The sequence below is a fragment of the Ruegeria sp. BB7 genome (assembly GCF_056539365.1).
In genome coordinates, this window is sequence record NZ_JBQFUV010000001.1 from 377,053 (window position 1) to 400,940 (window position 23,888).

Genomic DNA, 23,888 nt, shown 5'->3' on the forward strand with positions numbered 1-23,888 from the left:
TCCAGTATTATACCGTCTTCAAGAGCGGATCAGCCCTTGGAGGTGCGAGAAAGATCAAGCGCGCGCCGATCTTTCTTTGTCGGACGACCTTTTCCCTCAAAACCGGGGTTCTTAGGGGACGCTTCCTGCTTTTCCGTCATATCGAAGTACAGCGTCTGCGCCTCGGGGGCCGGACCGCGACGCTCACCCAGCTTTTCGATGCGCACAACCCGCACAATACGCGCCTGCGGGAAGGTCAAAACGTCCCCGGGCGTCACGGCTTGCGCCGGTTTCAGCACCCGGTTTCCGTTCAGCCGCACATGGCCGCCGCTGACCTGTTTGGCGGCCAGGCTGCGGGTCTTGAAGAACCGCGCCTGCCACAACCATTTATCGATCCGCAGCTTGGCCTCAGCCATCGGCGTTTAGTTACCGTCCTTCAAACCCATCAGCGCTGCTGCAAACGGGTTATCGGGATCGATAGCCTTTTCCTTTTTCGGAGGCCGCGATGAGAAGGACTTGGTACCTTGCGGCTTACCCCCCTTCTTACCCTGCGGTTTGCCGCGTCCATCCTGAGGCTTGCCGCGCGGTTTGCCCTTACCCTGCCCTTGCCGCGGTTCACGGCGCGGGCCACGGTTGGCCTGACGCTGACGACCCCAGGTAAAGGTGTAAAACACTTCGATTTCGGGTTCATCCGCTGCCGGAGCCTCGGCTACCGCCTCGGTGCTTTCGGTGGCCTCCGCTGGCGCCTCGGCGGATGTGGCGACCTCTTCGGTAGCCACCTCAGGCGTCGGGGTTTCTTCGGCTGCTGGTTGCTCGATCGCATCCGCGGCAGGTTGCTCTGCCGGGGCAGGCTTCACCTTTTCACGCTCACCGCGCTCAGCGTTGTAGCCCAAGCCCTGCATCAGGTCTGCAAACTGTTCCAGCGTCATGCCGGTGATCGACAGCATATCCGGTTTGGCTTCGAACCCAGCCCGGCTGTCTTCGGCACGCAGCATATCGGCCAGACGCTCCAGCATGTCGATCCGGATCGAACGCTCGCCGGCATCACGGTAGCCGCACATGGTGTCATACCCTTCGGGCGCGTCCTTAGCGACCGGAACGGTGACCAACCCCGGAGGCGGCGCTTCGGGGAATTCCTGCAGCCCGTTTGCCAGCGCCCAAAGAACCAGACGCAGGCGCGTGGGTGCAGGTTTCAGCAGCAGCGGCATGAAGATGGTGAATTGGCCGAACCGGATGCCGTGCTTGCGCAGTGCACCACGGGCGTCCTGATCTAGGTCCTTGACCTCTTGCGCGACACCGGCGCGGGGCAGCACGCCCAGCGCTTCGACCATGCGGAAGGCGAAACCTTTGGCCAGACCCGACAGTTCTTCGTCACGCGATAGGTTCAGCAGCGGTTCGAACAGCGCGGCGACCTTGCGGTCGATGAAATGCTGCAGACGTCGTTGAACTTTCTGTTCGACATCCGGCCCAGCGGCCTCATCCACAAACACTTCGACCATTGGCTTAAGCGGTTCAGCCCCGGCAACCAGTTTTCCGACAGCATATTCGCCCCACATCAGGCCACCCTGATCGGTAAAATCAATCTCGGTATCGGGCGCATTATAGAAGCGGTCGGCACGCAGATGGAATTGCGGCGCGAGTGCTTGCAGAGAAGCCGATTTCAGAGCTTTCGCCTCGGTCCCTTGCGCGCTTTTGTCCGGACTAAACCGGAACCCTTCCAAACGACCGACGAATTCGCCTTCGACGGTCACTTCACCCTTGTCATTTACTTCGGCCAAAAGGGCCTCCTTCTGTTTGAGCCGGCGCAGCAACACAGATGTGCGCCGGTCCACAAATCTTTGCGTCAGTCGGTCATGTAATGCGTCCGACAGCCTGTCTTCTACAGTGCGCGTTTCGTCACGCCAATGCGATTCGTCACGGACCCAGCCGTTTCGTTGCGCAACATATGTCCAAGTGCGAATATATGCCAATCTTTTGGACAACGCATCAATGTCTCCGTCGGTTCTGTCGATCCGGCGGATTTGCCGCGCCATAAAATCATCTGGGATCGAACCGCGTTCATGCAAGTGGCCATAGATCACTTCGAGCAAACTGGCGTGTTCTGCGTGGCTGATACCGCGAAAATCGGGGATTCTGCACACATCCCACAGCAAACGGATGGATTGCGGATCGCTGGCACGGGCTGCGATCTCGGTCACTTGCGACAGCGATTTTAACACATTCAGGTCGTCGGCGGGCCGAGCCTTGATCAAATGCTCGTCATTCGGACTGACCTCAAGCGAGTCGATCAGCGCATCGATGGAACCAAACCGCAAAGCAGCATTCCGCCAGTTCAACTTTTTCATCGGCGCGAAACGGCTGTCCATGATGGCCTGCGCCACGCCCTCATCCAACGGTGGGGCTTCGCCGGTCACTCCGAAAGTGCCATCTGACATGCCGCGCCCTGCCCGACCTGCAATCTGAGCCAGCTCGTTGGGTGCAAGCGGGCGCATCCGGCGGCCGTCAAACTTGCTGAGGGAGGAGAACGCGACGTGGTTCACATCCAGGTTCAACCCCATCCCAATGGCGTCCGTGGCCACCAGGTAATCCACCTCACCATTCTGATAGAGTTCAACCTGCGCGTTTCGCGTGCGCGGGCTGAGTGCGCCCATGACCACAGCCGCCCCACCCTTTTGACGACGCAGCAGTTCCGCAATCGCATAGACGCTATCGACCGAGAAGCCGACGATGGCGCTGCGCGGTGGCATGCGGCTGATCTTCTTGGACCCCGCATAGACCAGCTGAGACATGCGTTCGCGCCGGGCAAACTGCGCCTCGGGCACCAGAGCGGCGATAGGGCCACGCATCGTGTCGGATCCAAGAAACAGCGTCTCATTGGTGCCACGTACCCGCAGTAGACGATCGGTAAAGACGTGGCCCCGTTCAGGGTCGGCACAGAGTTGGACTTCGTCGATGGCTACAAAATCAGCGCCCATGCCCTCGGGCATCGCTTCAACCGTGCAGACCCAATACTGGGTACGCGGCGGCACAATGCGCTCCTCGCCCGTAACCAATGCCACAACGGACGGGCCGCGAATGGCGACGATCTTGTCATAGACCTCACGCGCCAGCAGACGCAGCGGCAGACCGATCACTCCGGTCCGATATCCCAGCATCCGCTCGATCGCGTAATGGGTTTTACCTGTGTTGGTCGGGCCAAGTACGGCCACGATTCGGGATGACCCGCTCACCTTTGCCCCCTACCCCTGTTCGTCAGAGGGCCGAGCCCTCGACCTGAGGCTTCAGTCGATTCACCGCATTGGTTACTTCTTCATGATGGGGATGTATAGCCAGTGCGCGTTCATAAGCCTCAAGCGCTTTTTCGGGTTGTTCGATGATCTCGAAAATCAGGCCCAGTCCGAAGATGGCCTCATAATTATTCGGGTTCAGCGCAAGCGCATGCTCCAGATCGGCGGCCGCCATGCCAAAGCGATCCATACCGAAGAAAGCTGAGGCCCGTAGGTGCCACCCTTCGGCAAAACCGGGTGCGTGGTCCGTCAGTGCCGTGAGATGCTCAATCGCGCCAATGGAATCCCCATCATCCAACGCCTCGCGCCCACGTTCCAGCAAAAGATCAGCCGAAGCAGAACCCGATTGCGACCACAGAGCTTTGAGCTGACGGTCTATACCAACGGCCTGTTCCGGGGTGGCCTGCGCCAGTTGTTGCAACAGTTCGGCCTCATCCTTCGAATCCGCCTGCTGCGCCAAAGAACTAGTGGAAAACGTAACCGTGACAAAAAGTGCCGCGACGATACCTTTGAGATTGGTTGTTGCAATGCCCATAACAATGTTCAGTGTAGCGTTGCGACCGGCGATGTCCATTCACGGCGCAGAAACAATATGAGGAACACCATGAGCGACATTCTCGAAAAGGCGGCAGCCGCGCTGAACGACAAACTTTCGGGCGGCGACTTCGACGCTTCTGCCAAGTTTGCCATCTCGGATCTGGGCGCAATTATTCTGGACGCGAATGGCGCCCGTGTCAGTGATGACGATGCAGACGTCACCCTGACTGCAGATGCCGACACGTTCGAGCAAATCCTCAACGGCGACCTGAACCCGACCGGTGCGTTCATGTCCGGTAAGTTGAGCGTTGACGGTGACATGGGTATCGCCATGAAGCTCGCCTCGGTGCTGGCCTGATGGAGCTTTCGCCGGCCCCTTTTTACGAAGACGTGGCCGGCGGCCCCGCTGGCGGAGCAGCCCATTGGCTGACGACTGCTGATAACACTCGTATTCGCGTCGGCCACTGGCGCCCTAACGGCGATACGAATGGCACGGTGATGATGTTCCCCGGCCGAACGGAGTATATCGAAAAATACGGCGACGCTGCGCGTGAATTTGTTGATCGTGGATTTGCGTTCCTGGCCGTCGACTGGCGTGGTCAGGGGTTGGCGGATCGCCTGCTGGATGACCCCCGCGTCGGGCATGTAGATCAGTTCACCGATTATCAACAAGATGTGCATTCCACACTAGAGCTTGCGACAGAATTAGACCTGCCAAAGCCGTGGTATGTGATCGGCCACTCGATGGGCGGCGCGATTGGCCTGCGCGCAGTGCTAGAGCGTGATTGCTTTACGGCTTGTGCCTTTACCGGCCCGATGTGGGGTATCTATTTTACACTCCTGATGAAGCCGCTCAGCCGGTTGACCGCCTATTGGGGGCCGCGACTTGGGCTGGGGGAAAAGAAGCCTCCGACGACCTCATTGGAAAGCTATGTGGTTTCACAGCCGTTCGAGGGCAACATGCTGACCCGCGATCCGGCAATGTATCAGATGATGAAAGATCAGCTGACGGCATACCCAGAACTGGCGCTTGGTGCGCCTTCAACCATCTGGCTGCGTGAAGCACTGGATGAATGCGCTTGGTTGATGGAGCAAACAGCTCCGGCGACACCTTGCCTGACCTTCCTGGGCACACACGAACAAATCGTCGACCGCAAAGCGATCCGCGACCGGATGGCAAACTGGCCCAGCGGCACCTTGGTCGAAATCCCCGACGGTGAGCATGAAGTGCTGATGGAGGCACCAGAAGTGCGTACGCCCGTCTTCGACCAGCTGACTGCGCATTTCCTAGCCGCGCAATCGGACAGGACAAACGGGACGGATCAATCCAAGTAAAGAAAACCTCATGCAAAGGCGGCTTGTGATCCAGGCCGCCCGCGCCTAGATGTTTGCCAAAGCAGATATTCCGAGGTGATCCATGCGCGACCTTCCCTTTCCCGTCCGTGACGCAAACGCAGCCGGAGGAACCGGCGATCTTGGCAACCTGCCGGAATGGGATCTGACCGACCTGTACAGCTCGGAAGAGGCGCCGGAACTGGATCGCGATCTGGAATGGCTTGAGGGCGAATGCGCCGCCTTTGCAGCCGATTACGAAGGCAAACTGGCCGATCTGGATGCCGAAAGCCTGCTGAACTGCGTTCAGCGCAACGAAAAAATCAACTCGATCGCCGGTCGCATCATGTCCTTTGCCGGCCTACGCTACTACCAACTGACCACTGACGCAGAGCGCGCTAAATTCCTGTCGGATATGCAGGAAAAGATCACCGTTTTCACCACTCCGCTGGTGTTCTTCACGCTGGAGATCAACCGCATAGACGATGACGCGCTAAAGGCACATTTCGATGCGAATACCGATCTGGCCCGTTACGAGCCGGTTTTCCGCCGCATCCGCGCGATGAAACCCTATCAGTTGTCTGATGAGTTGGAGAAATTCCTGCACGATCTGGGTGTTGTCGGCGACGCTTGGGAACGCCTGTTCGACGAAACCATCGCCGGTCTTACATTTACTGTCGACGGTGAAGAACTGAATATCGAAGGCACCCTGAACCTGCTGACGGAACAGGACCGCTCCAAACGCGAGGCAGCGTCTCGCGAATTGGCAAGCGTGTTTCAGGACAACATCAAAACCTTCGCCCGCGTTCACAACACGCAGGCCAAGGAGAAGGAAATCATCGACCGCTGGCGCAAGATGCCGACGGCCCAGACTGGTCGGCATCTGTCAAATGACGTCGAACCCGAGGTCGTCGAAGCCCTGCGTGAAGCCGTTGTTGCCGCCTATCCAAAGCTTAGCCACCGCTACTATGAACTGAAACGCAAATGGTTGGGGCTGGACGTCATGCAGGTCTGGGACCGCAATGCGCCCTTGCCGATGGAAGACACCCGTATCGTCGGCTGGGATGAAGCCGAGAAGACGGTGATGGAGGCTTATAACGCCTTTGATCCCCGCATGGGCGAAATCGCGTCGCCCTTTTTCTCGAAGGGATGGATCGACGCGGCAGTGAAACCGGGCAAGGCTCCGGGCGCGTTCGCGCACCCGACCGTGACCGAGGTTCATCCGTATGTGATGCTCAACTATCTGGGCAAGCCGCGCGACGTGATGACACTGGCGCATGAGCTGGGCCATGGCGTGCATCAGGTGCTGGCTGCAGATCAGGGTGAGATGCTCTCATCGACGCCCCTGACACTGGCCGAAACCGCATCGGTTTTTGGCGAAATGCTGACCTTCCGCAAGATGCTGGATCAGGCCGAAACGCCTGAACAACGCAAGGTTCTGCTGGCCGGTAAGGTCGAGGACATGATCAACACGGTTGTCCGCCAGATCGCCTTCTATGACTTCGAATGCAAGCTGCACGCAGCCCGCCGCGAGGGTGAACTGACCCCTGACGATATCAACGCGCTGTGGATGAGCGTTCAGGCGGAAAGCCTTGGCCCGGCATTCGAATTCATGGATGGGTACGAGACCTTCTGGGCCTATATCCCGCACTTCGTCCATTCACCCTTCTACGTCTACGCCTATGCCTTTGGTGACGGCTTGGTAAACGCACTGTATTCCGTTTACGAAAGCGGTGCCGAGGGTTTCGAGGACAAGTACTTTGAAATGCTGCGCGCCGGTGGATCCAAGCATCACAAAGAACTGCTGGCCCCGTTTGGCTTGGACGCCAGTGATCCGAAATTCTGGGACAAAGGTCTGTCGATGATCTCAGGTTTCATTGACGAATTGGAAGCTATGGAGGGCTGATCACTTCTGGCTTTTGGTCGTCAGGAACACGGCAGCCACGATCAACGCGCCCCCAAGGGCTGCAATCGGCGTGATTGCGGCCCACAAGAACAGAGCCGAGTTGATGAACGTGAACACGACCGAGGCGGCGAACATCAAGGTCGCCGTCAACGTCGATACCCGCGCGGCTGCTTCGTACCACAGGTAATAGGCCAAAGCGGTCGGCAGCACCCCAAGCAGGAATAAGAAAACAACGTCATTGACCGTTGGCACCTGCAGCGAAAGCGCGGCCAGTGGCAGCAATAGCACGCCTGCGCACATGAATATCCCGAATAGGAAATTCAAACGCTCTGCGGTCGATTCAGAATTGCGCATCGCGCGGCTGCTTGAAATCAGGAAAACTGCCCAGCTTATACCGGCACCAATTTCAAGCAAATCACCGAATAAGGGGTCCCCACCCCCTTGGAAATCTTGATAAACCGTTAGAAAAACACCAAAAATTGCTAGGGCCGTGGCCAGCACGTCCGTACGTGTGACGGGTGTATCGGCAAAGAAGTACAAAAACACCAGCACAAAGAAAGGTGCTGTGTTTTCAAGAACCATAGCGTTGGCTGCACCGGTATGTTCCAACCCAATATGGAATAGAATGTAATTGACGACCGTCGACAAAACCGCCAGCCGAAAGTTCCAATCGCTCAGTTGGATAGATACCGACACCCGCATTACGCGCAGCATGCAATAGATGGCCAGTGCCGCAATAAACAGGCGCGTCACTGCAATCTGCAACCCGCCCAGATCGCTGGTGAGATAGCGCACAATGACGCTGTGCGTACCCCAAAGGAAAGCTGCCAAAAACCCGAGCACCAGACCATTTTTCAACAGATTGGCTTTGGGCATCAAACTGCCCGCCTACTTTAACTGACTGTCTTTGGAGCCGCGCCTATTGATCCCTGCCCGTGCCTTAAAGGTTCCGTCGCGATCCTGTTGGCAGTCCAGGCACAATTCGACCCCCGGCAAAGCCATACGCCGCTTCTCGGGGATCGGCTCTTCACATTCGGCGCAATGGGTCAGGCTTTCCCCGACAGGGCGCTTTTGCGCCTGCATGCGGGCAAGCTCATCTGAAATGGACGCTTCGATCTGTTCGCTCACCGCGCCATCGCGTGCCCAGCCACCTGCCATGGGTCTCCTCCTAATCAGGTGACAGCCAAACTAGATCAGCCAGACCGCACGTGGCAAGTCAGAGGGGCACAGCGCCCGCAAACACCTTGTCGATCATGTCTTGCGTTCCGCGCGAAAACTCCAGCGGACACGGGTAATCCACGCCCTCACGCACCGTCCGGCAAAATGCCTCGACCTGCAGCTTGTAGTGGTCGTCTCCGGGAAAACGCGTGATTTGCACTTCAAGTCCGGGGCGATGCAGTTCTACACGCGCTTCGCCAAAGACCCGAGCGTTGAATGGAGCAGTCAGGCGGATGACGCCACCTTCGCCGTGAAACACCATTTCCTGATGTGGATGCATCCGGATCGAAACATAACTGGAATATGTAAACCCCTGAAACTGTGCGCGAATCTCGGTAAAGGCGTCAATGCCATCTTCCCATCGGATCGCGGATTGCACTTCAATCGGTTCCTGCCCCGTCGCAAATCGCGCGCCACCGATGACATAAACACCGATGTCGCGCAGCCCACCGCCGCCTGTCTCGGCACGGTTGCGGATGTTCGTCGCATCGGCCCGATTGTCAAAGCTGAAGGCCCCGGTCACATGCACCAATTTGCCAATGGCACCATCCGCAATCAGGTTCCGCACAAATTGCCACTGCGGATGATGTACGATCATATACGCCTCTGCCGCCAGCAGCCCCGTCTGATCACGCTTTTGGATCAGGGTAGTGAACTCGGGCGCGCGCATCGTCATCGGCTTTTCGCATAGCACATGTTTCCCGGCCTCAAGCGCCCTGAGACTCCATTCCACGTGCAGGTGGTTGGGCAACGGGATGTAGACGGCCTCGATCAGCGGGTCAGCCAACAACGCGTCATAGTCGGCGTAAACCTTCAAGTTGGGGCAAAAAGCCTGAAACGCTTCGGCTTTGGCCGCACTTGAAGTCGCCAGACCCGTCAGTTGCGCGCCTTCGGCGGCGTGAATTGCGGGGGCCATATATTGGCGCGCGAACTTTGCAGCACCCAATACGCCCCATTGAACGGGTTTATGCATATTCTTCTCCGGCATAAGTACTCAACGGCGAATCTATCCGTTATCGCTAACATCGCATCTCTATCAGATGAACGACATTAAGTCAGACGTTTCTCGGGATCGAACCCTCGTAATCTGCATCCCACATCGAAGCTGAACGCAACACTGTGTTCAATCGCAGCCCTCAGAAACAAAAAAGCCCGCCGATACGACGGGCCTTTCTAAATGCTTGAGTAATCCTCAGCCAGCGCTCAACATGCCTTTTTCACGCGCCAGTTCGCGCATTTTCTTCTGCAGTTTTTCGAACGCGCGGACCTCGATCTGACGAATGCGTTCACGGCTGACATTGTACTGCGTGCTCAGTTCTTCCAGCGTAACAGGCTGATCCATTAACCGGCGCTGAGTCAGGATGTCCTTTTCCCGATCATTCAGAACGTCCAAAGCAGCGGCCAGAAGCTCACGCCGGGCGTCCAGCTCATCGCGGGCCTCGTAATCGCCCGCCTGATCCGCGTCTTCGTCCTCAAGCCAATCCTGCCACTGCATTGTGCCCTCGCCTTCGGACCCAACGGTCGCGTTCAGCGAGGCATCACCGCCGGACATACGGCGGTTCATGCTGATGACTTCTTCTTCGGTCACACCCAGATCTTCGGCAATCTGCTTGACGTTCTCGGGGCGCAGGTCGCCTTCTTCCAGCGCACCGATACGAGCCTTGGCTTTGCGCAGGTTGAAGAACAGCTTTTTCTGCGCCGACGTAGTACCCAGCTTGACCATGGACCACGACCGCAGAACATACTCCTGGATCGAGGCGCGAATCCACCACATCGCATAAGTTGCCAACCGGAAACCTTTTTCCGGGTCGAACTTTTTGACCGCCTGCATAAGCCCCACATTAGCCTCTGAAATCACCTCGGCCTGTGGCAAACCATAGCCGCGGTATCCCATCGCGATCTTGGCCGCCAATCGCAGATGCGAGGTGACCATTTTATGAGCCGCTTCAGTGTCTTGTTCCTCGACCCAGCGCTTGGCCAGCATGTACTCTTCTTCCGGTTCCAGCAGCGGAAACTTGCGAATTTCCTGCATATAGCGGTTCAGTCCGCCTTCCGGCGTCGGCGCGGGGAGATTTGCGTAATTTGCCATGTTTCATGTCCCTCCGACAAATGTTTACGTCGTTAACATGGATATGGGAGGTCATCCCAATCCGTTCAAGAGGTACCGTTAACAGTTTGGGATTAACGACAGATAAAGGAAACCTAAGAAAGTGTTATTCACGTAACTTTGCGCATTATGTCAACGACGCGCGCAGCTGATCAATGAGATTCTGCATGTCTTTGGGCAACTCAGCCTCAAACCGCAGATTTTCGCCAGTCACTGGATGTTCAAAGCCCAAAACAGCGGCGTGAAGCGCCTGCCGAGGGAAGGCGCGGACCGCCTCGGCAGCAGCCGCGCTGAACGCCTTGGCGGCCAATTTGCGCTTGCCCCCATAGACCGGATCGCCCACCAACCCATGCCCGGCATGTGCCATATGAACGCGTATCTGATGTGTGCGCCCGGTCTCCAACCAACATTCGATCAACGCCAACCCTGCTGGGACACCAAAGGTTTCGACCAACCGGGCGCGCGTCACTGCGTGGCGTCCACCGTGGAACAGAACTGCCTGCTTCTGCCGATCGGTCTTGTGGCGCGCCAGTTGTGTGGTCAGACGCATGATGTTGCCGGGCTCGAAGCTGACCCCTTTCACGCCGCGCAAACGCGGATCATTGGCATCGGGCACACCGTAGCAAATCGCGCGATAGTACCGTTCAACCGTGTGCGCCTCGAACTGCGCGGCAAGCCCGTGATGCGCTGCGTCCGATTTGGCTACCACCAGCAGACCGCTGGTTTCTTTGTCGATGCGATGAACGATGCCTGGGCGCTTTACTCCACCCACGCCGGACAGATCGTCACCGCAGTGATGCAGCAAAGCGTTCACCAGCGTCCCGTTTGGAGACCCCGGCGCAGGATGCACTACCATTCCAGCAGGCTTGTTGATGACGATCAGGTCGGCATCCTCGAAGACCACCTCCAACGGAATATCCTCGGGACCGATATGGCTGTCCTCGGCCTCGGCCACGGTGATAGACACCGAGTTTCCTTCGGCAACTTTGGCTTTGGGGTCGCGCGCCTCAGAGCCATTGACCAGTACGGCGCCCTCATCGATCAATTTGGCCAGTCGCGTGCGCGACAGGTTTTCCTCGGCTGGCACATCCCGCGAAAGCGCCTTATCAAGGCGTGGCGGCGGATCGGCCGCGATCTGAAATTCAATCTGACGGGTGCCCATGACTGTCCCTTCCGAACCCCAAGAACCGCAGGAAACGCCACAGCTTCGTCTGCTGCGGAGGATGGTCATGTTACTGACCGCGGTGATGATTGGCGGGGTTCTAGTGACATTCGCACTGATTGTCATCCGCTTAACGGACAGAACCCCCACCCTGCCCGATCAGGTCGAACTGCCCGACGGTGCAAAGGCTCAGGCCGTGACCATCGGCAGCAACTGGTACGCGGTGGTGACGGACGACAATCGTATTCTGATCTTTGACAAAACAACTGGCCGCCAACGTCAGGAAATCAATATCGAACCCTGACGGCTAGTTTTCCAACGCCATGCGAAACACGATTTCCGAGGCTTGGCGCAAAGCGTCGTATTCCTCAGGCGAGTCTCGGCGGAATTTCTGATCGTTTTCATTCAGCTCAACCGTGTGAAACAACTGAGGTCGGTCAGGGAAGAATTCCCTCTGAAAAGCAACATCTTCCTTGGCAAGACATTCATCCAGCCAAACCCGTTCTTCCGGTTCCAGAACATCGTATTTCCTGACCATCACCGGGTGATCAACCACGCGCCGCCGCAACTGTCTGCTTTCTTTGCGCCCTATAGCGCGCGAAACGATCCCGAAAGCTTCGCTGGCAGCACGCGACTGCGATGGGTTCGAAGGCCGATCGACCACTCCGCCGGAAGGCAGCGACACGCCAATGCGCGACAGGAAATCATCGACAATGTGCCCTTCCACCATCTGCGACCGGTCATAGAGCAGCGGCACAACCGTGACACCTGGAAAGGCCTGCCGGATTTGGTCCAATTTAGCTGCATAGGACAGAGTAGCCGGATTTGCCTTAATCTTCGCCAGCCTGTCTTGGACATATTCAGATGCACCGCTCCACAGCCGCCCGTTCTTGGCGCGCTGCTTGTAATCAGCCTCGAAAAAGTCTGAATATCGGCGGCAATAAAAGGTAATCCTCAACTCGCGCGATGGGATCTCTGCAAAAACTTGCGCCAGCTTTGTAAGATCACAGGTATAGAACATTTCCGAGGACACCAGGCAGGTCTGGTCCTGATGGGCCTCATACTCTTCAGCCATCAACACGCGAAACGCATCCATCGGCTCATTGCTCTGGTTCATGTGAAAAGCGATGAGGTTATGGCTGATCGTGGGGCGTCCGCCACTTTCCAGGCGGCGGCGACCGGCCTCCATATAGTGCAAGCCAACTTCCGCAAGCGGATCTTTGTTCTGACGCACATAGCCCTGCAACGCAGTCGAGCCGGTCTTGGGCATACCCATATGCAGCCAAAGCATCAGATGCCTCCTATTTCAGACATGACCATGCTCAAGCCTGCTGACTGGCCGCAAAATCCGCCGTCATCTGTTGCATCAGCTCCTGCATTTCGGGTTGCTCACGCAGTTCAGCAATCTTTTGCCGGTGCAGGTCGCAGGTCATATGGTGCAACCGGGCTGTTTCGGCGTCTGACAGCATCTCGTAGTAGTACCCGCGCTTGCGATTAAGAACCGCATCGATCGACCCATCCTCTTCGGCGTTGTGGTTCATCATGTTCCAGTAATCCATGCCGAGACTTTCACCCAAGTGATGAGCCCGCCCACGCATTTTCTTGACCAGATAGCTTTCGCAGGATTTCAGGGCGTAATGGTTGATCTGTACAAGATCATAACCGACGGAATCCCGCGCTGATCGCCAACTGCTGGTAAAGTACCGTTCTGGCATTAATTGACCCGAACCGTTGTACCAATGGCACTCTGCCATTGTCTCGACAGTCGGTCGCTTCGGCCTGTGCACGCCCAACGTTCCCCAAAGCTCGCGTTGAAACATGGTCTTGAAGCCCCAGGCCTGTGGCGGGCGAAAGATTCTAAGTGGTGCCGCGTGCCGGAATTGATCCGACAAGAACCGGTCTTCATATCGGACAACACCCGCGTTTCCGAACAACCGCCACGTCATCGAGATCATTTTCGCGTCCGGCACAGCTTCGGTCAGTGCCCGCAGCGTATGATCGCCAGTTTTGACGTTGATATGCTCATCTGCGTCAATCACGATTACCCAGTCCTGCGGTCGCGCGACCTCCATCTTCAGGAATTTCTTGTAGGCACGCTTTTGCGGGCTGCTCTGGCGGCGCGAATTATTGTCGACATGGATCAGGATACCCTGGTCATCCAGCCGTTGCAGCAAAGCGTCGGTGCCGTCAGAACAGTCATTGGTCATCACGACCATCTGGTCGATGCCAATTGCCCGGTTATGCGCCACCCACTCAAGCACAAATGGGCCCTCATTTTTCATCGGGGTCACGCTGATGTAACGGGAGTCCTGATCAGACACGTTCTAACCTCATGCTGTGCCGCTTATTTTTCCGGCGTCCGAAACGTCACGGCATTGCTCGGACCGCACCACAGGACTACTGACCCTTGCCTCAAAGGGCAATCCACAGTCATTCCGAACGCTCGCGTCATATTCATTCCGTACGCGCCAATTGGTTTGCGAAGCGCTTATACGGCGGGAACAAGTCATGCGCCTTTTGCAAATAAGGCCTTGCCTTTCCTTTGTCTCCCCTCCGCAAGTGAATTTGCCCAGCCATACCTTGAATGGACGCAGTTGCATCGTCGACATCCGCAGCTTGCAGAATTTGATTTTCACCCTGTTCGGATGAACCCGTTCTTTCCAAAAAGCGTCCCATTGCGAAAATCAAGAAGGCATTTTCCGGATCGCACGCTAAAGCTTCTGCCATAGTCAGACGCGCACGTTGGAAATCGCCCTCCAATTCGTAGATCTCGGAAAGCCTTTTATAATACAAAGGGTTATCTGGGTTTCGTGAAACAACCCCCCGCGTGATGTCTATGGCCTCGGATCGTGACAACTGGCCCATATGTGATTGTAAAACCGCTTCAAAGCTACTTCTACGGGGGTCATCAACTGGTACATCTGTTGCTCTTTCCAGACTTTCCGCAAGTAATTCGAGACGAGCTGGATTGCTGAACAACCTTTTTGCCTTTTGATCCAGCGCCAAATCCGACCAGTCAAAGAGCACAAAATCAAAGTTGCAAGGCAGTCGTACCAACGCCTTCCGCTGAGCCAGATGGGCGTTGTAATTAAACCAAGGCCGTCTGATATGTTTTTGCAGGGACCAATCTGTGGGCGGAAGCACACGCAAGGCCAGTTGATCCCGATAAAACGCACGCGACCCAAGTACGACAACATCCGGCCTGAGAGGTTTGGCCCAAAAAGCCTGGCTAAAGGCCCGAGCCGCGCGCCACCTCTTCTTGAGCCGCCCCAAGACCGCACACTGCAATGCACATAGAACGGCATAATCTTCCGGCCAAAGGTTGTCGTTTTTCAAGGCTTCTTCGGACATCGACAAAGCCTCATGCCATCGCCCCAGATAGAAAAGATTGAGGGCCTGTAGCAATGGCATAAAAGCGTTGTCCGCGCCGGCTTTCAATAGAAGCTCGGCAAGGTCCAGAGCTTCTTGCGAGCGATCTTCAGAGTTAAACTGGAACAGGTGGAAAAGAGACTTAGCGTAGATATGCGAGGCCTCTGACACATTTAAGAACCCGCTGCTTCCCCCTCTTAACCTTTGAACAACACGTTCGTTTGCGCTTTGAAATTCGTCGGCGCTCAACACATCGCGAAAGACTTTTCGCTGCTGCCCCGAGACTCGCGCAGCTGCCATTGAAAAGGCGGAGATAACAGGCGCGATCACGTGATCGGCCCGTGACATCGTATAAAGCTCAAGAAAGTCGCGTTGCGCGCGTGTCATGCCAGAAACATCCGCAATATCCGACATCTGCAGCAAGTGAGGGTATCGTTGCTGAAAACTGGCGATCAATTCGGGCTGATCGGAAAACATGATGGCCGTTTGCCCGGTGGTTTTATCCAGATGGGCCTCGTACAGTTCCTCGGGCTCAATTTTGGCGGGCCAGGTCGTGTGTTTCCATGGCAACCCGTTCAAAATGTCGCCACGCCGGATGTGATAGGCTGACACCCCTTGTCCGGACAGCTTGGCGTCCGCGCGATCCATAATGGTGCGAATTTCGCTGGTGAACCCAATCTGGTGAATGAATTCCCTATATCTCGGCCGGATTGCCTCGATATCTTCCCAGGGGAAGGCCAAAACCTCGAACCCTTCCTCAACCAGAACCGAACGTCCCGATTTCAGATGCGCAAGCAGACGGTCCGGCGATTGGTCGCCCTGAAACGCCCAGATCGGCAAAGCCGTCTTATTTAACTTCTCGAACTCTTTGCCGTTGAGGAAATGCTCATCCATCCAGTCCTGATCAAAAAGTTCCTGCGGGTGATCCAGTTCAGGTGCATCCGATCCCTGCGGGAACCAGTTCACTTTGTAGGTTGTGCTAAAATCCTCGGCCAGACGAATGCAGGTCAGCATCATCAACAGGCGCGCGCCCATGCGGTCCTTTCGTTGACCGATGAACACGCCCTTTGCCGACGTCATGAGGTCCCCTCGGCCATCGCGGCACGACGCAACACACGAAAACGTCGGCGAGCCTGCTGTACCAGTTGAGGGTGACGTTCCTCTGCCTGCGCCTCAATCGCACGCATGACCATTGGCAGACGACGTCGGGCACGCATCATCCGATAGAATTCACTCGGCTCGAGTGACCCGGTCATCGCCTTTTGCATGACCGGCTTCAAAATATCGAGCTTTCGCAACATCGGCGCCGCAAAATGGTTCGAAAACCAGGTTTTCAGCAAGACCACATTCTCGCCCTGCAGCCGGGTGACTTGTCGCCGGTCGAGGTCAAAGAACGGGTCGTAAAACACGTAAGCCCTACCCGCCTGCTTTACCGTTTGCGCGGCGTCGCTAAATGGCAGATCCCAATCCTGCACCTGGCCAAACCGGTATCGTGTCTCCCAGGGCACCAGGCGTTCATCAAGCGTGGTCTGCGGGTTGAAAGCGACGACATTCGCACCGGGCACCAGTTCAGAGAAGGTCAGCGCCCCAAAGCCGCCCATCGAAGCGCCGGCAAAGACAACCTGTTCAAACCGTTCGAAAAAACCTTCGGCTGCTCGGTTCTGGAAATACGAGATGATCTCGGGGTCGCGGTACCACGCCTTGGTGCGTGCAAAGACCCCCATATGAGACCAGCCTTCGTCGCGGAAGAACTTCCACCCCCACGGCTCGCGTGCAAAGGACAGGTCATTGGCGTTGGCGATATTGTCAAAGCTGATAACCAACTGGGACGCCGAGCGTTGGTGAAACAGAACCGAATGCCGCTCTAGCTTTTGCAGGAAGCCTGCCCCATCCCCGCCGGGATAAAGTTCCACAAACCAAGGCGGTGCTGGGTCGGTCAGAATACGCTCATACCCCGTCTTGCGATCGGGGTGTTCGGGTTGGAGCTGCTCTTTCGAAAGGTCGTCTGCCATGATTATCAGATGAGATTATCCGCCAGCCACATCCGAAAATCCACCCAATCCGGCCGCATCTTGATCTCGGCGATCTTGGCCCGGTGCCAATCGCAGGCTTGCGCGTGCAGTTTGTCTAGTTTCGGATCAGCCTTCAGCTCGGCCAACAAGGGCGCTGCCCGCTGCGCGATCGGCCGAATTGATTGATCATTTTCCTTATTGGCGTTCATGTCTTGCCAGTAGGACTGCCCCTGATCCACCTTGATATGATTGGTCCGCCCACGGTCTCGCTTGATCAGAAAACCATCCAGCGACCGAACAGAATAATGGTGCAATCGCCCAAGCGAGTGGTCGAACCCCCGCCAGGCACGCCACCCTACTTTTTCAGCCGGGAAAAGATTACCCCCTGCATCGGACCAGGCGACGTCACTCTCTTTACCTTCCTCAATCCCTTTTGGGCGGTGGGGCCCAAACCGTGTGAACTTTCCATTGTTGCGGAACAGCGTCTTCAAACCGTAGGCTCGCCCCGAATGATAGGGAAATTCCTGATCACCCATCGCAAAAGCCTCAGTCACGGGTTTGTCTTCAAAACTGATATTTCCGGAACTGCCAAACAGCTTCCAAGCGAAAGAGATCGCGTCCACTTGCTGACCCGCACGGCGCTCAACCTCATCAATCAACGTACCAAAGCTGTTGTCACCATGGCGAATGTTCCAAAATTCATCCACATCAAGACACAACAGCCAATCGGCCTCTTTCACCTTGGACTGCCGCCTCGCGCGGCGCAGCATCTGATGCTGGGGATTGCCGCCCTCTTTCACCTCGTTCGAGACATGGGTGGCCAACCCCAATTCCTGTAACCTGCGGGCGATCTCATCCGTGCCGTCGTCACAATCGTTGGTGAAGATCACAAAATGATCGATCCCAAGCGTCTTATGAAACGCGACCCACTCAAGCATGTAGGGGCCTTCGTTCTTCATTGTGGTGAATACGGTAATGGCCTGAGACATCAACACTTCCCGACTTACGTTGCCTCTCGTCATACACAACACGACGAGCATGGGCGAGACAGGAAATCGTGAGATTAGCAATCCAGCGTAAACTGGTGCAAATCACCCCATGCCAAGGCGGGTCCAAAGCCCTGTAATCCTCTTGTCCAGAGGTTTCCAAAAACCATGACAAGTTGCTGAAAATCGCCTAGGAATAAGAGTTACGCTCTCGAAAAAAGGAACCAGGTGACCGCGTGGAACAACTAACATTCACCTACGAAATGGGCGTCGTCTGCGCGCTGCTGGCCTTCACCATATTTCTCTTCGTGTCGGAAATCGTCAGAATTGACCTCTCGGCCATTATTGTCCTCGTTCTGATTGGCCTGCTGAGTTATTTGCCAGGCCTGGGCAATCTGGCTGATGTCCCGCATCTATTTGACGGGTTCGCTTCGAATGCCGTGATTTCGATCATAGCGGTGATGATCGTCGGGGCCGGTCTGGATAAGACCGGCATCATGAACAAAGTCGCCGCAGTCATTTTGAAATATGGCGGAACGGCCGAAAACCGGGTGCTGCCGATCATTTCAGGAACCGTGGGTGTTATCTCGTCCTTCATGCAGAACGTTGGCGCAGCTGCACTGTTTCTACCAGTCGTCAGCCGTATATCCTCACGATCAGGAATCCCGCTGTCACGCCTGCTGATGCCGATGGGGTTCTGTGCCATCCTCGGCGGGACGATGACGATGGTCGGATCATCGCCATTGATCCTGCTGAATGATTTGGTTTTGACAGCCAATGAGGGCTTGCCAGCCGATCAGAAAATGCAGCCCTTTGGGTTGTTCTCGGTCACACCGATCGGGGTTGCGCTGATCCTGACCGGTATCGCTTATTTCCTGCTGCTAGGACGCTGGGTTCTGCCGGGCGATGCGGGCTCGGAAAGCACCGGAACCGGCCAGGGAACACAGGAATACCTTCAGCGTGTTTATGGCCTGAAAGCGGATGTTTTTGAGGTAGTGGTCCCGGCGGACAGCCCGTTGGTCGGCCATATTCTAGCGGATATTAACCATGAAGATCACCTTTACATCATTTCGACCTTCTATCGCGGCAAGACCTCGATGGTGCAGGTTCTGACAGCCGAAATCGCGGCACCGTGCCGGCTTGCGATTGTAGGTAGCCGCTGGGTGGTCGAGCAGTTCGCTGAGAAATATGGGCTGACGGTCCTTCCCGATCTGGACATATTTGTCGAGGAGTTTGCACCGACCAACGCAGGTGTTGCCGAAGTCGTTGTGACACCGGACAGTAAACTGATCGGGAAATGCCCACGCGAGCTGTTGTTCCGCAAAACCTATGGGATGTCCCTGTTGGCGATCCATCGCGGTGAAGAAACGCTGAGCCATGTCGAGACCGAGGATCACGAATCCACTCAGATCGGTCTTGAGAAATTTCAGGCGGGCGACATGTTGGTGGCCCATACCCGTTGGGACAACCTGATGCGGATCAAGCGGGATCCTGATTTTGTCGTAGTGACCTCGGATTTCCCTCAGGACGAACTACGTCCGCAAAAGGTAGGTTGGGCGCTTGCTTTCTTTACCATTTCGCTATCCATGATCCTGTTCACGGATATTCGCCTGTCGCTTTGCCTGCTTACTGGGGCCGCCGGGATGATGCTGTCTAAGGTGCTGAGCGTTGATGAGGCGTATCGTGCCGTCGGATGGAATACGGTCTTTCTGTTGGCCTGCCTAATTCCATTGGGTCAGGCCGTTCAGAACACCGGCACTGCGGCCTGGATTGCGCAACAGATTATGATCATTCTAGACGGCTGGCCGATCTGGTCGTTGCAGGCCGGGGTAGCCATTCTGGCCACCGCCTTCTCACTTGTAATGTCGAATGTTGGGGCGACGGTTCTCTTGGTTCCTCTGGCGGTTTCCATCGCGGTAGCGGCTGGCGCAAACCCGGCGCTTTTCGCGCTGACCGTTGCAATTTCAACCTCGAACAGTTTCATCATTCCCACCCATCAAGTGAACGCACTGATTATGGGGCCTGCGGGTTACAAGGTGACTGATTTCGTCCGTTCAGGCGGGGTGATGACGTTTCTCTTTCTCATCGTTTCGCTTGTCATGCTCAACCTGTTGTTCTGAGTGGTTTTGGGATGACCAAGTGATACCCGCCATGTGATCATGCGGAGTACATGCGGCGCATAACCAAAGGCGTCAGATACATTGGTATCTGGTAGGCTCCGATAAACACCATGATCGGGGCCGTGACCTCGGGTGGCAACGCGACAAAGAACAGCGCGATGTTGCGGTTTCCTGCGATCAGAGACACGGCAGTCGCCTGAGCCGGAGCCAAGCGTCTGCGCGTCAGTTGCAAGGTAGCCGCCTGCGCACCGAAATTTACCAGACATGCGAACGCGATCCAGAAAGCGGCAAGCCATGGATCACTCAGCGCCGCATTGCTGACCGACGGCATCAAGCCAATGACAAAGACAGCCAACGTAATTGTTGCAGCCCCTTCAAGCTGCATTAGCGTTCTAGCAGAAGGGTTGCGCAAGGCTGTTCGGCGCAGTCCGACAGCAACAACAGTAACCCCCGAGATCGTAAGAAACAGGCTAAATGCAGCCTTCAGGACCGCCCCAAGGTCACCAAGTTCGGGTATCAACCAAAAGATTGGCAGAGCAGTCAAAGGCAACAAAGCAGTCCCAACTACAACCAGGCGCATGGCGTGCTCAGCGGGGTACCCCATCATCATGCAAAGATTCGGACTGCCCGATATCGAAGGCGCTGCAGTCATGATCAGCAGCGCCAAAATGACCGCTGTTCCCGTCCAGCCGCCGACAAATCCAACGAAGATAATGACTAACGGCGTAAGTACCTGAAACCCGATCACCGCCGCCATGACCTGACGCAGATCGGTCAGCGAGCCCAGAATAGCCGCAGGCTCCATCCGCAGAATGGTGACGAACAGCAAAAGTACCACAAGCGGTGGCAACAATGGCCGCATAGGCTCGGCCAGTGAAGGTAGCAACAGCCCCATGGCCAGTCCGGAGACCAACACATAAGGGCCGTTGCGCGCCGCCCAGAGCAGCGGATTCACTGAGCTGCCCTACCCGCCCGGACTCTGACGCAGGTTCTCGGGCAACCAGGTTGCAAGATCAGGGAACCAGATCAGGATGAACACCATCAACACCATGATCAGGAACATCGGAATTGCCGCACGAGCGATGTAACTCATCTCATGGTTCGTCATCCCCTGCATAACGAAAAGGTTGAAGCCAATTGGCGGTGTGATCTGCGCCATTTCAACGACAACCACGATGAAGATGCCAAACCAAATCAGATCGATCCCGGCGTCGCGGATCATCGGTTCGACCACAGCCATAGTCAGCACGACCGAAGAGATACCGTCGAGGAAGCAGCCAAGAATGATATAAAACACCAGCAGCACCATCAGCAGCTCGAACCGCGTCAATTCCCATCCGGCAATAAGGTCGGCCAGACCGCGAGGAAGACCCGTGAAGCCCATTGAAAGGGACAGGAATGCTGCCCCCGCCAGGATCAAAGCAATCATCGCGCTGGTCCGGGTAGCCCCCATCAAGCTTTCGGTGAAGGTTTTCCAGTTCAGAGATCCCTGCCCTGCAGCCAACAGCAGCCCACCAATCACGCCGAATGCGGCGGCTTCGGTCGCGGTGGCATAGCCCAGATACATTGACCCGATCACCACTGTAATCAGTAAGATGACGGGCAACAGAAACCGAGAGTTCCTGAGCTTTTCAGAGAAGGTCAGTTTGCCTTCGCTGTTCGGGTTCCAGTCTTTACCCAGCTTCGAGTAAATCGCGACATACCCCATGAACATCGCAGCCAGCACAAGGCCCGGCAGGATGCCTGCAAAGAAAAGCTTGGTAATCGATTCATTGATGGTCACACCATAGACGATCAACGTCAGCGATGGCGGGATCATCAGGCCAAGCGTGGCCGCCCCGGTCAGGGTGCCTATGATCATGCGTTCGGGGTAGTTGCGTTTGCGCAGTTCCGGGATCGACATCTTGCCAACCGTTGTCAGCGTGGCCGCGGACGAACCCGAGACGGCAGCAAAGACGGTGCAGCCCACGATATTCGTATGCACCAGACCTCCGGGCAATGGCGCCATCCACGGAGAGAGGCCTTTGAACATATCCTCGGATAATCGCGTTCGGTAAAGAATCTCTCCCATCCAGATGAACATTGGCAAAGCCGTCAGGGTCCAGGACGAAGAGGCCGACCAGATCGTGGTGATCATTACGTCGCCGACGGGGCGAGTTGTGAACAGTTCCATACCAACCCAGGCGACGCCCATCAGAGCCAGTCCGACCCAAACGCCAGTGCCCAGAAGGGTGAAGAGAACAAAGAGGAAGAGGATAATGACTGATAGGTTTTCCATGCTCTTACTCTCCGTGGCTCTGGTCGGCCAAATCGCGGACGATCCGGTGATCGCCCTTAAACAGGACATGGATCAGGTGATCGGTCAGGGCGATAGCAAGGATCACTGCTCCGACCAACATGGCAGATTGCGGGATCCACAGGGCGGTTTTGTCTTGCCCTTGGCTGACATCATTGAACTTCCAGCTCCAGTAGACGAACCGATAGGCATACCAGCAGAAATACCACATGACGGCAGTGCCAATGGCAAAGCACCAGATTTCAATAATACGTCTGACACCATCGGGAACCGCATTCAGCAAGATCGAAACGCGGATATGACTGCCCCGGTTCAGGGCATTGGCAAAGGCCAGAAATGATGCGGCCGCCATCGCATATCCCGCATAGTCCGGCGCGCCGGGAAAGACTTCACCAGTCCAGCGGGCCAGCATCTGCACGACGATCAACAAAAGAATGGCAATCAGGCTCAGCGCCGCCAAAACCCCTGCTGCCTGATAGATGAAATCCAATACGGACCGAAGCCCTCGCAAAACCGCCATACCGTCCCCGTTTGTTATGATTGGATTGGCAATGGGCGGCGGAACATCCGCCGCCCGCACGCGCAGTTACTGCGACGAGTTGAACGCATCGACGATGGCCTTGCCCTCGTCTCCGGCGGCTTCCAGCCATTCATTGGTCATGGTGACACCGATTTCTTTCAGCTCATTTGTCATCTGCTCGGAAGCAGGACCAACATTCATGCCGCCATCGCGAAGGCCTTGCAGAGTGAAGCCCGTGTATTCCTTGGCGCGCCAGTTACCGGCATATTCCGCCAGTTCCGCGCAGGCCTTGATGACATTCTTGTTGGCGTCAGACACGCCGGACCAGACATCAGAATTCACCATCACGTAGTTACGGGGTAACCAAGCATCAACTTCATAAAAATGGCTCAGGCTTTCCCAGACCTTGCGGTCATACCCAGTCGAACCTGACGACACCATCGATTCCGCGACACCAGTAGCAAAAGCCTGACTGATTTCAGCCGCTTCAATGGTTACCGGCAGCATTCCGGTCAATTCAGCAAGGCGCGAGGTAGCGTTATTGTACGAGCGGAACTTGATGCCTTTCATATCGGCAACCGAATTCACCTCGTTCTTGAAATAAAGCCCCTGCGGTGGCCATGGCACGGCGTAAAGCAACGTCAGGTTCTGTTCGGCCAGCAGCTTTTCAAGCGAGGGTTTGGCCGCTTGCCACAGTTTCTCGCTGTCGTCGAAGGACGTCGCCAGGAAAGGAATCGAGTCAAATCCGAACAGCGCGTGTTCATTCTGGTGACCCGACAGCAGACGCTCACCAATTGGGGCCTGACCTGTCTGGATCGCGCGCTTGATGTCGGCACCTTTGAACAATGAACCTGAAGGGTGCGTCACGATCTCGATCTCACCGCCAGTGCCAGTGGTCACGCATTTAGCGAATTCCGCCCCCGTATGTGAGTGGAAATTCGACGCCGAATAAGCCATCGGCATATCCCATTTCTCGGCCAGAGCGGGCGCGGCAGTTGCTGCGGTCAATGCAGTTGCCGCAAGAAGTTTGGTCAGTTTTTTCATTTTAGTCTCCCTA

At 56.2% G+C, this 23,888-nt stretch carries 22 protein-coding genes; 5 read left to right on the forward strand and 17 right to left on the reverse strand.

Annotation, left to right across the window (positions count from 1 at the left end):
• Nucleotides 1–29: 29 nt before the first annotated feature.
• From ACR0D7_RS01875 to ACR0D7_RS01885, 3 genes are read right to left on the reverse strand one after another with little or no spacing between them, the layout of a single operon-like run.
• Complete coding sequence (locus ACR0D7_RS01875; RefSeq protein ID WP_480677496.1) at nucleotides 30–395, reverse strand: RNA-binding S4 domain-containing protein; 366 nt, start codon at nucleotides 393–395, stop codon at nucleotides 30–32.
• 6 nt (nucleotides 396–401) lie between these two features.
• Nucleotides 402–3,209: a helicase-related protein gene (locus ACR0D7_RS01880; protein ID WP_480677497.1), complete on the reverse strand. Its 2,808-nt coding sequence runs from the start codon at nucleotides 3,207–3,209 to the stop codon at nucleotides 402–404.
• Nucleotides 3,210–3,231: 22 nt separating this feature from the next.
• A complete protein-coding gene (locus tag ACR0D7_RS01885; RefSeq protein WP_480677498.1) occupies nucleotides 3,232–3,840 on the reverse strand; it encodes a tetratricopeptide repeat protein in 609 nt (202 codons plus the stop codon).
• Between the two features lie 30 nt (nucleotides 3,841–3,870).
• Between ACR0D7_RS01885 and ACR0D7_RS01890 the strand changes: the two genes are divergently transcribed.
• The 3 genes from ACR0D7_RS01890 to ACR0D7_RS01900 all read left to right on the forward strand — a co-directional run bounded on the left by ACR0D7_RS01890 (nucleotide 3,871) and on the right by ACR0D7_RS01900 (nucleotide 7,041).
• A complete protein-coding gene (locus tag ACR0D7_RS01890; protein ID WP_170381461.1) occupies nucleotides 3,871–4,161 on the forward strand; it encodes an SCP2 sterol-binding domain-containing protein in 291 nt (96 codons plus the stop codon).
• Nucleotides 4,161–5,138, forward strand: a complete 978-nt coding sequence (locus ACR0D7_RS01895; protein ID WP_480677499.1) for an alpha/beta fold hydrolase — start codon at nucleotides 4,161–4,163, stop codon at nucleotides 5,136–5,138. Before ACR0D7_RS01890 ends, ACR0D7_RS01895 begins: the two co-directional genes overlap by 1 nt.
• A gap of 82 nt (nucleotides 5,139–5,220) precedes the next feature.
• The gene (locus tag ACR0D7_RS01900; RefSeq protein ID WP_480677500.1) at nucleotides 5,221–7,041 is read left to right on the forward strand and encodes a M3 family oligoendopeptidase; all 1,821 of its coding nucleotides are present in this window, start codon (nucleotides 5,221–5,223) and stop codon (nucleotides 7,039–7,041) included.
• Here ACR0D7_RS01900 and ACR0D7_RS01905 read toward each other — a convergent pair whose 3' ends face one another.
• The 5 genes from ACR0D7_RS01905 to ACR0D7_RS01925 form a co-directional block, all read right to left on the reverse strand.
• Complete coding sequence (locus tag ACR0D7_RS01905) at nucleotides 7,042–7,917, reverse strand: DMT family transporter (protein WP_480677501.1); 876 nt, start codon at nucleotides 7,915–7,917, stop codon at nucleotides 7,042–7,044.
• 12 nt (nucleotides 7,918–7,929) lie between these two features.
• A complete protein-coding gene (locus ACR0D7_RS01910; protein WP_480677502.1) occupies nucleotides 7,930–8,199 on the reverse strand; it encodes a DksA/TraR family C4-type zinc finger protein in 270 nt (89 codons plus the stop codon).
• Nucleotides 8,200–8,257: 58 nt separating this feature from the next.
• Complete coding sequence (locus ACR0D7_RS01915) at nucleotides 8,258–9,232, reverse strand: Gfo/Idh/MocA family protein (RefSeq protein WP_480677503.1); 975 nt, start codon at nucleotides 9,230–9,232, stop codon at nucleotides 8,258–8,260.
• 219 nt (nucleotides 9,233–9,451) lie between these two features.
• Nucleotides 9,452–10,348 carry an RNA polymerase sigma factor RpoH gene (gene rpoH / locus ACR0D7_RS01920; RefSeq protein ID WP_170381467.1) on the reverse strand — a complete coding sequence of 299 codons (897 nt, stop codon included), beginning with the start codon at nucleotides 10,346–10,348 and terminating at the stop codon, nucleotides 9,452–9,454.
• Nucleotides 10,349–10,493: 145 nt separating this feature from the next.
• Nucleotides 10,494–11,528: an RluA family pseudouridine synthase gene (locus ACR0D7_RS01925; RefSeq protein ID WP_480677504.1), complete on the reverse strand. Its 1,035-nt coding sequence runs from the start codon at nucleotides 11,526–11,528 to the stop codon at nucleotides 10,494–10,496.
• Here ACR0D7_RS01925 and ACR0D7_RS01930 point away from each other — a divergent pair.
• Nucleotides 11,527–11,832, forward strand: a complete 306-nt coding sequence (locus tag ACR0D7_RS01930) for a DUF6476 family protein (protein ID WP_170381469.1) — start codon at nucleotides 11,527–11,529, stop codon at nucleotides 11,830–11,832. The two genes, ACR0D7_RS01925 and ACR0D7_RS01930, sit on opposite strands and share 2 nt — an antisense overlap.
• 3 nt (nucleotides 11,833–11,835) lie before the next feature.
• Here ACR0D7_RS01930 and ACR0D7_RS01935 read toward each other — a convergent pair whose 3' ends face one another.
• From ACR0D7_RS01935 to ACR0D7_RS01955, 5 genes are all read right to left on the reverse strand, one after another.
• On the reverse strand, nucleotides 11,836–12,819 hold the full coding sequence (locus ACR0D7_RS01935; protein ID WP_480677505.1) for a hypothetical protein: 984 nt from the start codon (nucleotides 12,817–12,819) through the stop codon (nucleotides 11,836–11,838).
• 31 nt (nucleotides 12,820–12,850) lie between these two features.
• Entirely contained in the window at nucleotides 12,851–13,849 is a 999-nt protein-coding gene (locus ACR0D7_RS01940; RefSeq protein WP_480677506.1) for a glycosyltransferase family 2 protein, read from the reverse strand.
• 133 nt (nucleotides 13,850–13,982) lie between these two features.
• The gene (locus tag ACR0D7_RS01945) at nucleotides 13,983–15,977 is read right to left on the reverse strand and encodes a tetratricopeptide repeat protein (protein WP_480677507.1); all 1,995 of its coding nucleotides are present in this window, start codon (nucleotides 15,975–15,977) and stop codon (nucleotides 13,983–13,985) included.
• On the reverse strand, nucleotides 15,974–16,909 hold the full coding sequence (locus ACR0D7_RS01950; protein ID WP_480677508.1) for a hypothetical protein: 936 nt from the start codon (nucleotides 16,907–16,909) through the stop codon (nucleotides 15,974–15,976). Before ACR0D7_RS01950 ends, ACR0D7_RS01945 begins: the two co-directional genes overlap by 4 nt.
• Nucleotides 16,910–16,914: 5 nt before the next feature.
• Nucleotides 16,915–17,898: a glycosyltransferase family 2 protein gene (locus tag ACR0D7_RS01955; RefSeq protein WP_480677509.1), complete on the reverse strand. Its 984-nt coding sequence runs from the start codon at nucleotides 17,896–17,898 to the stop codon at nucleotides 16,915–16,917.
• Nucleotides 17,899–18,158: 260 nt separating this feature from the next.
• Here ACR0D7_RS01955 and ACR0D7_RS01960 point away from each other — a divergent pair, with 260 nt between their 5' ends.
• Nucleotides 18,159–20,015 carry an SLC13 family permease gene (locus ACR0D7_RS01960; protein WP_170381788.1) on the forward strand — a complete coding sequence of 619 codons (1,857 nt, stop codon included), beginning with the start codon at nucleotides 18,159–18,161 and terminating at the stop codon, nucleotides 20,013–20,015.
• Between the two features lie 37 nt (nucleotides 20,016–20,052).
• On the opposite strand, the gene ACR0D7_RS01965 is transcribed toward ACR0D7_RS01960, so the two are convergent.
• The 4 genes from ACR0D7_RS01965 to ACR0D7_RS01980 form a co-directional block, all read right to left on the reverse strand.
• On the reverse strand, nucleotides 20,053–20,970 hold the full coding sequence (locus tag ACR0D7_RS01965; RefSeq protein WP_480677510.1) for a hypothetical protein: 918 nt from the start codon (nucleotides 20,968–20,970) through the stop codon (nucleotides 20,053–20,055).
• A 9-nt stretch (nucleotides 20,971–20,979) separates the two neighbouring features.
• Entirely contained in the window at nucleotides 20,980–22,293 is a 1,314-nt protein-coding gene (locus tag ACR0D7_RS01970; RefSeq protein WP_480677511.1) for a TRAP transporter large permease, read from the reverse strand.
• A 4-nt stretch (nucleotides 22,294–22,297) separates the two neighbouring features.
• Nucleotides 22,298–22,831 (reverse strand): TRAP transporter small permease, encoded by a 534-nt coding sequence (locus ACR0D7_RS01975; RefSeq protein WP_480677512.1) that lies wholly within the window; start codon nucleotides 22,829–22,831, stop codon nucleotides 22,298–22,300.
• 66 nt (nucleotides 22,832–22,897) lie between these two features.
• Nucleotides 22,898–23,875, reverse strand: a complete 978-nt coding sequence (locus ACR0D7_RS01980; protein ID WP_170569527.1) for a TRAP transporter substrate-binding protein — start codon at nucleotides 23,873–23,875, stop codon at nucleotides 22,898–22,900.
• Nucleotides 23,876–23,888: the final 13 nt, after the last annotated feature.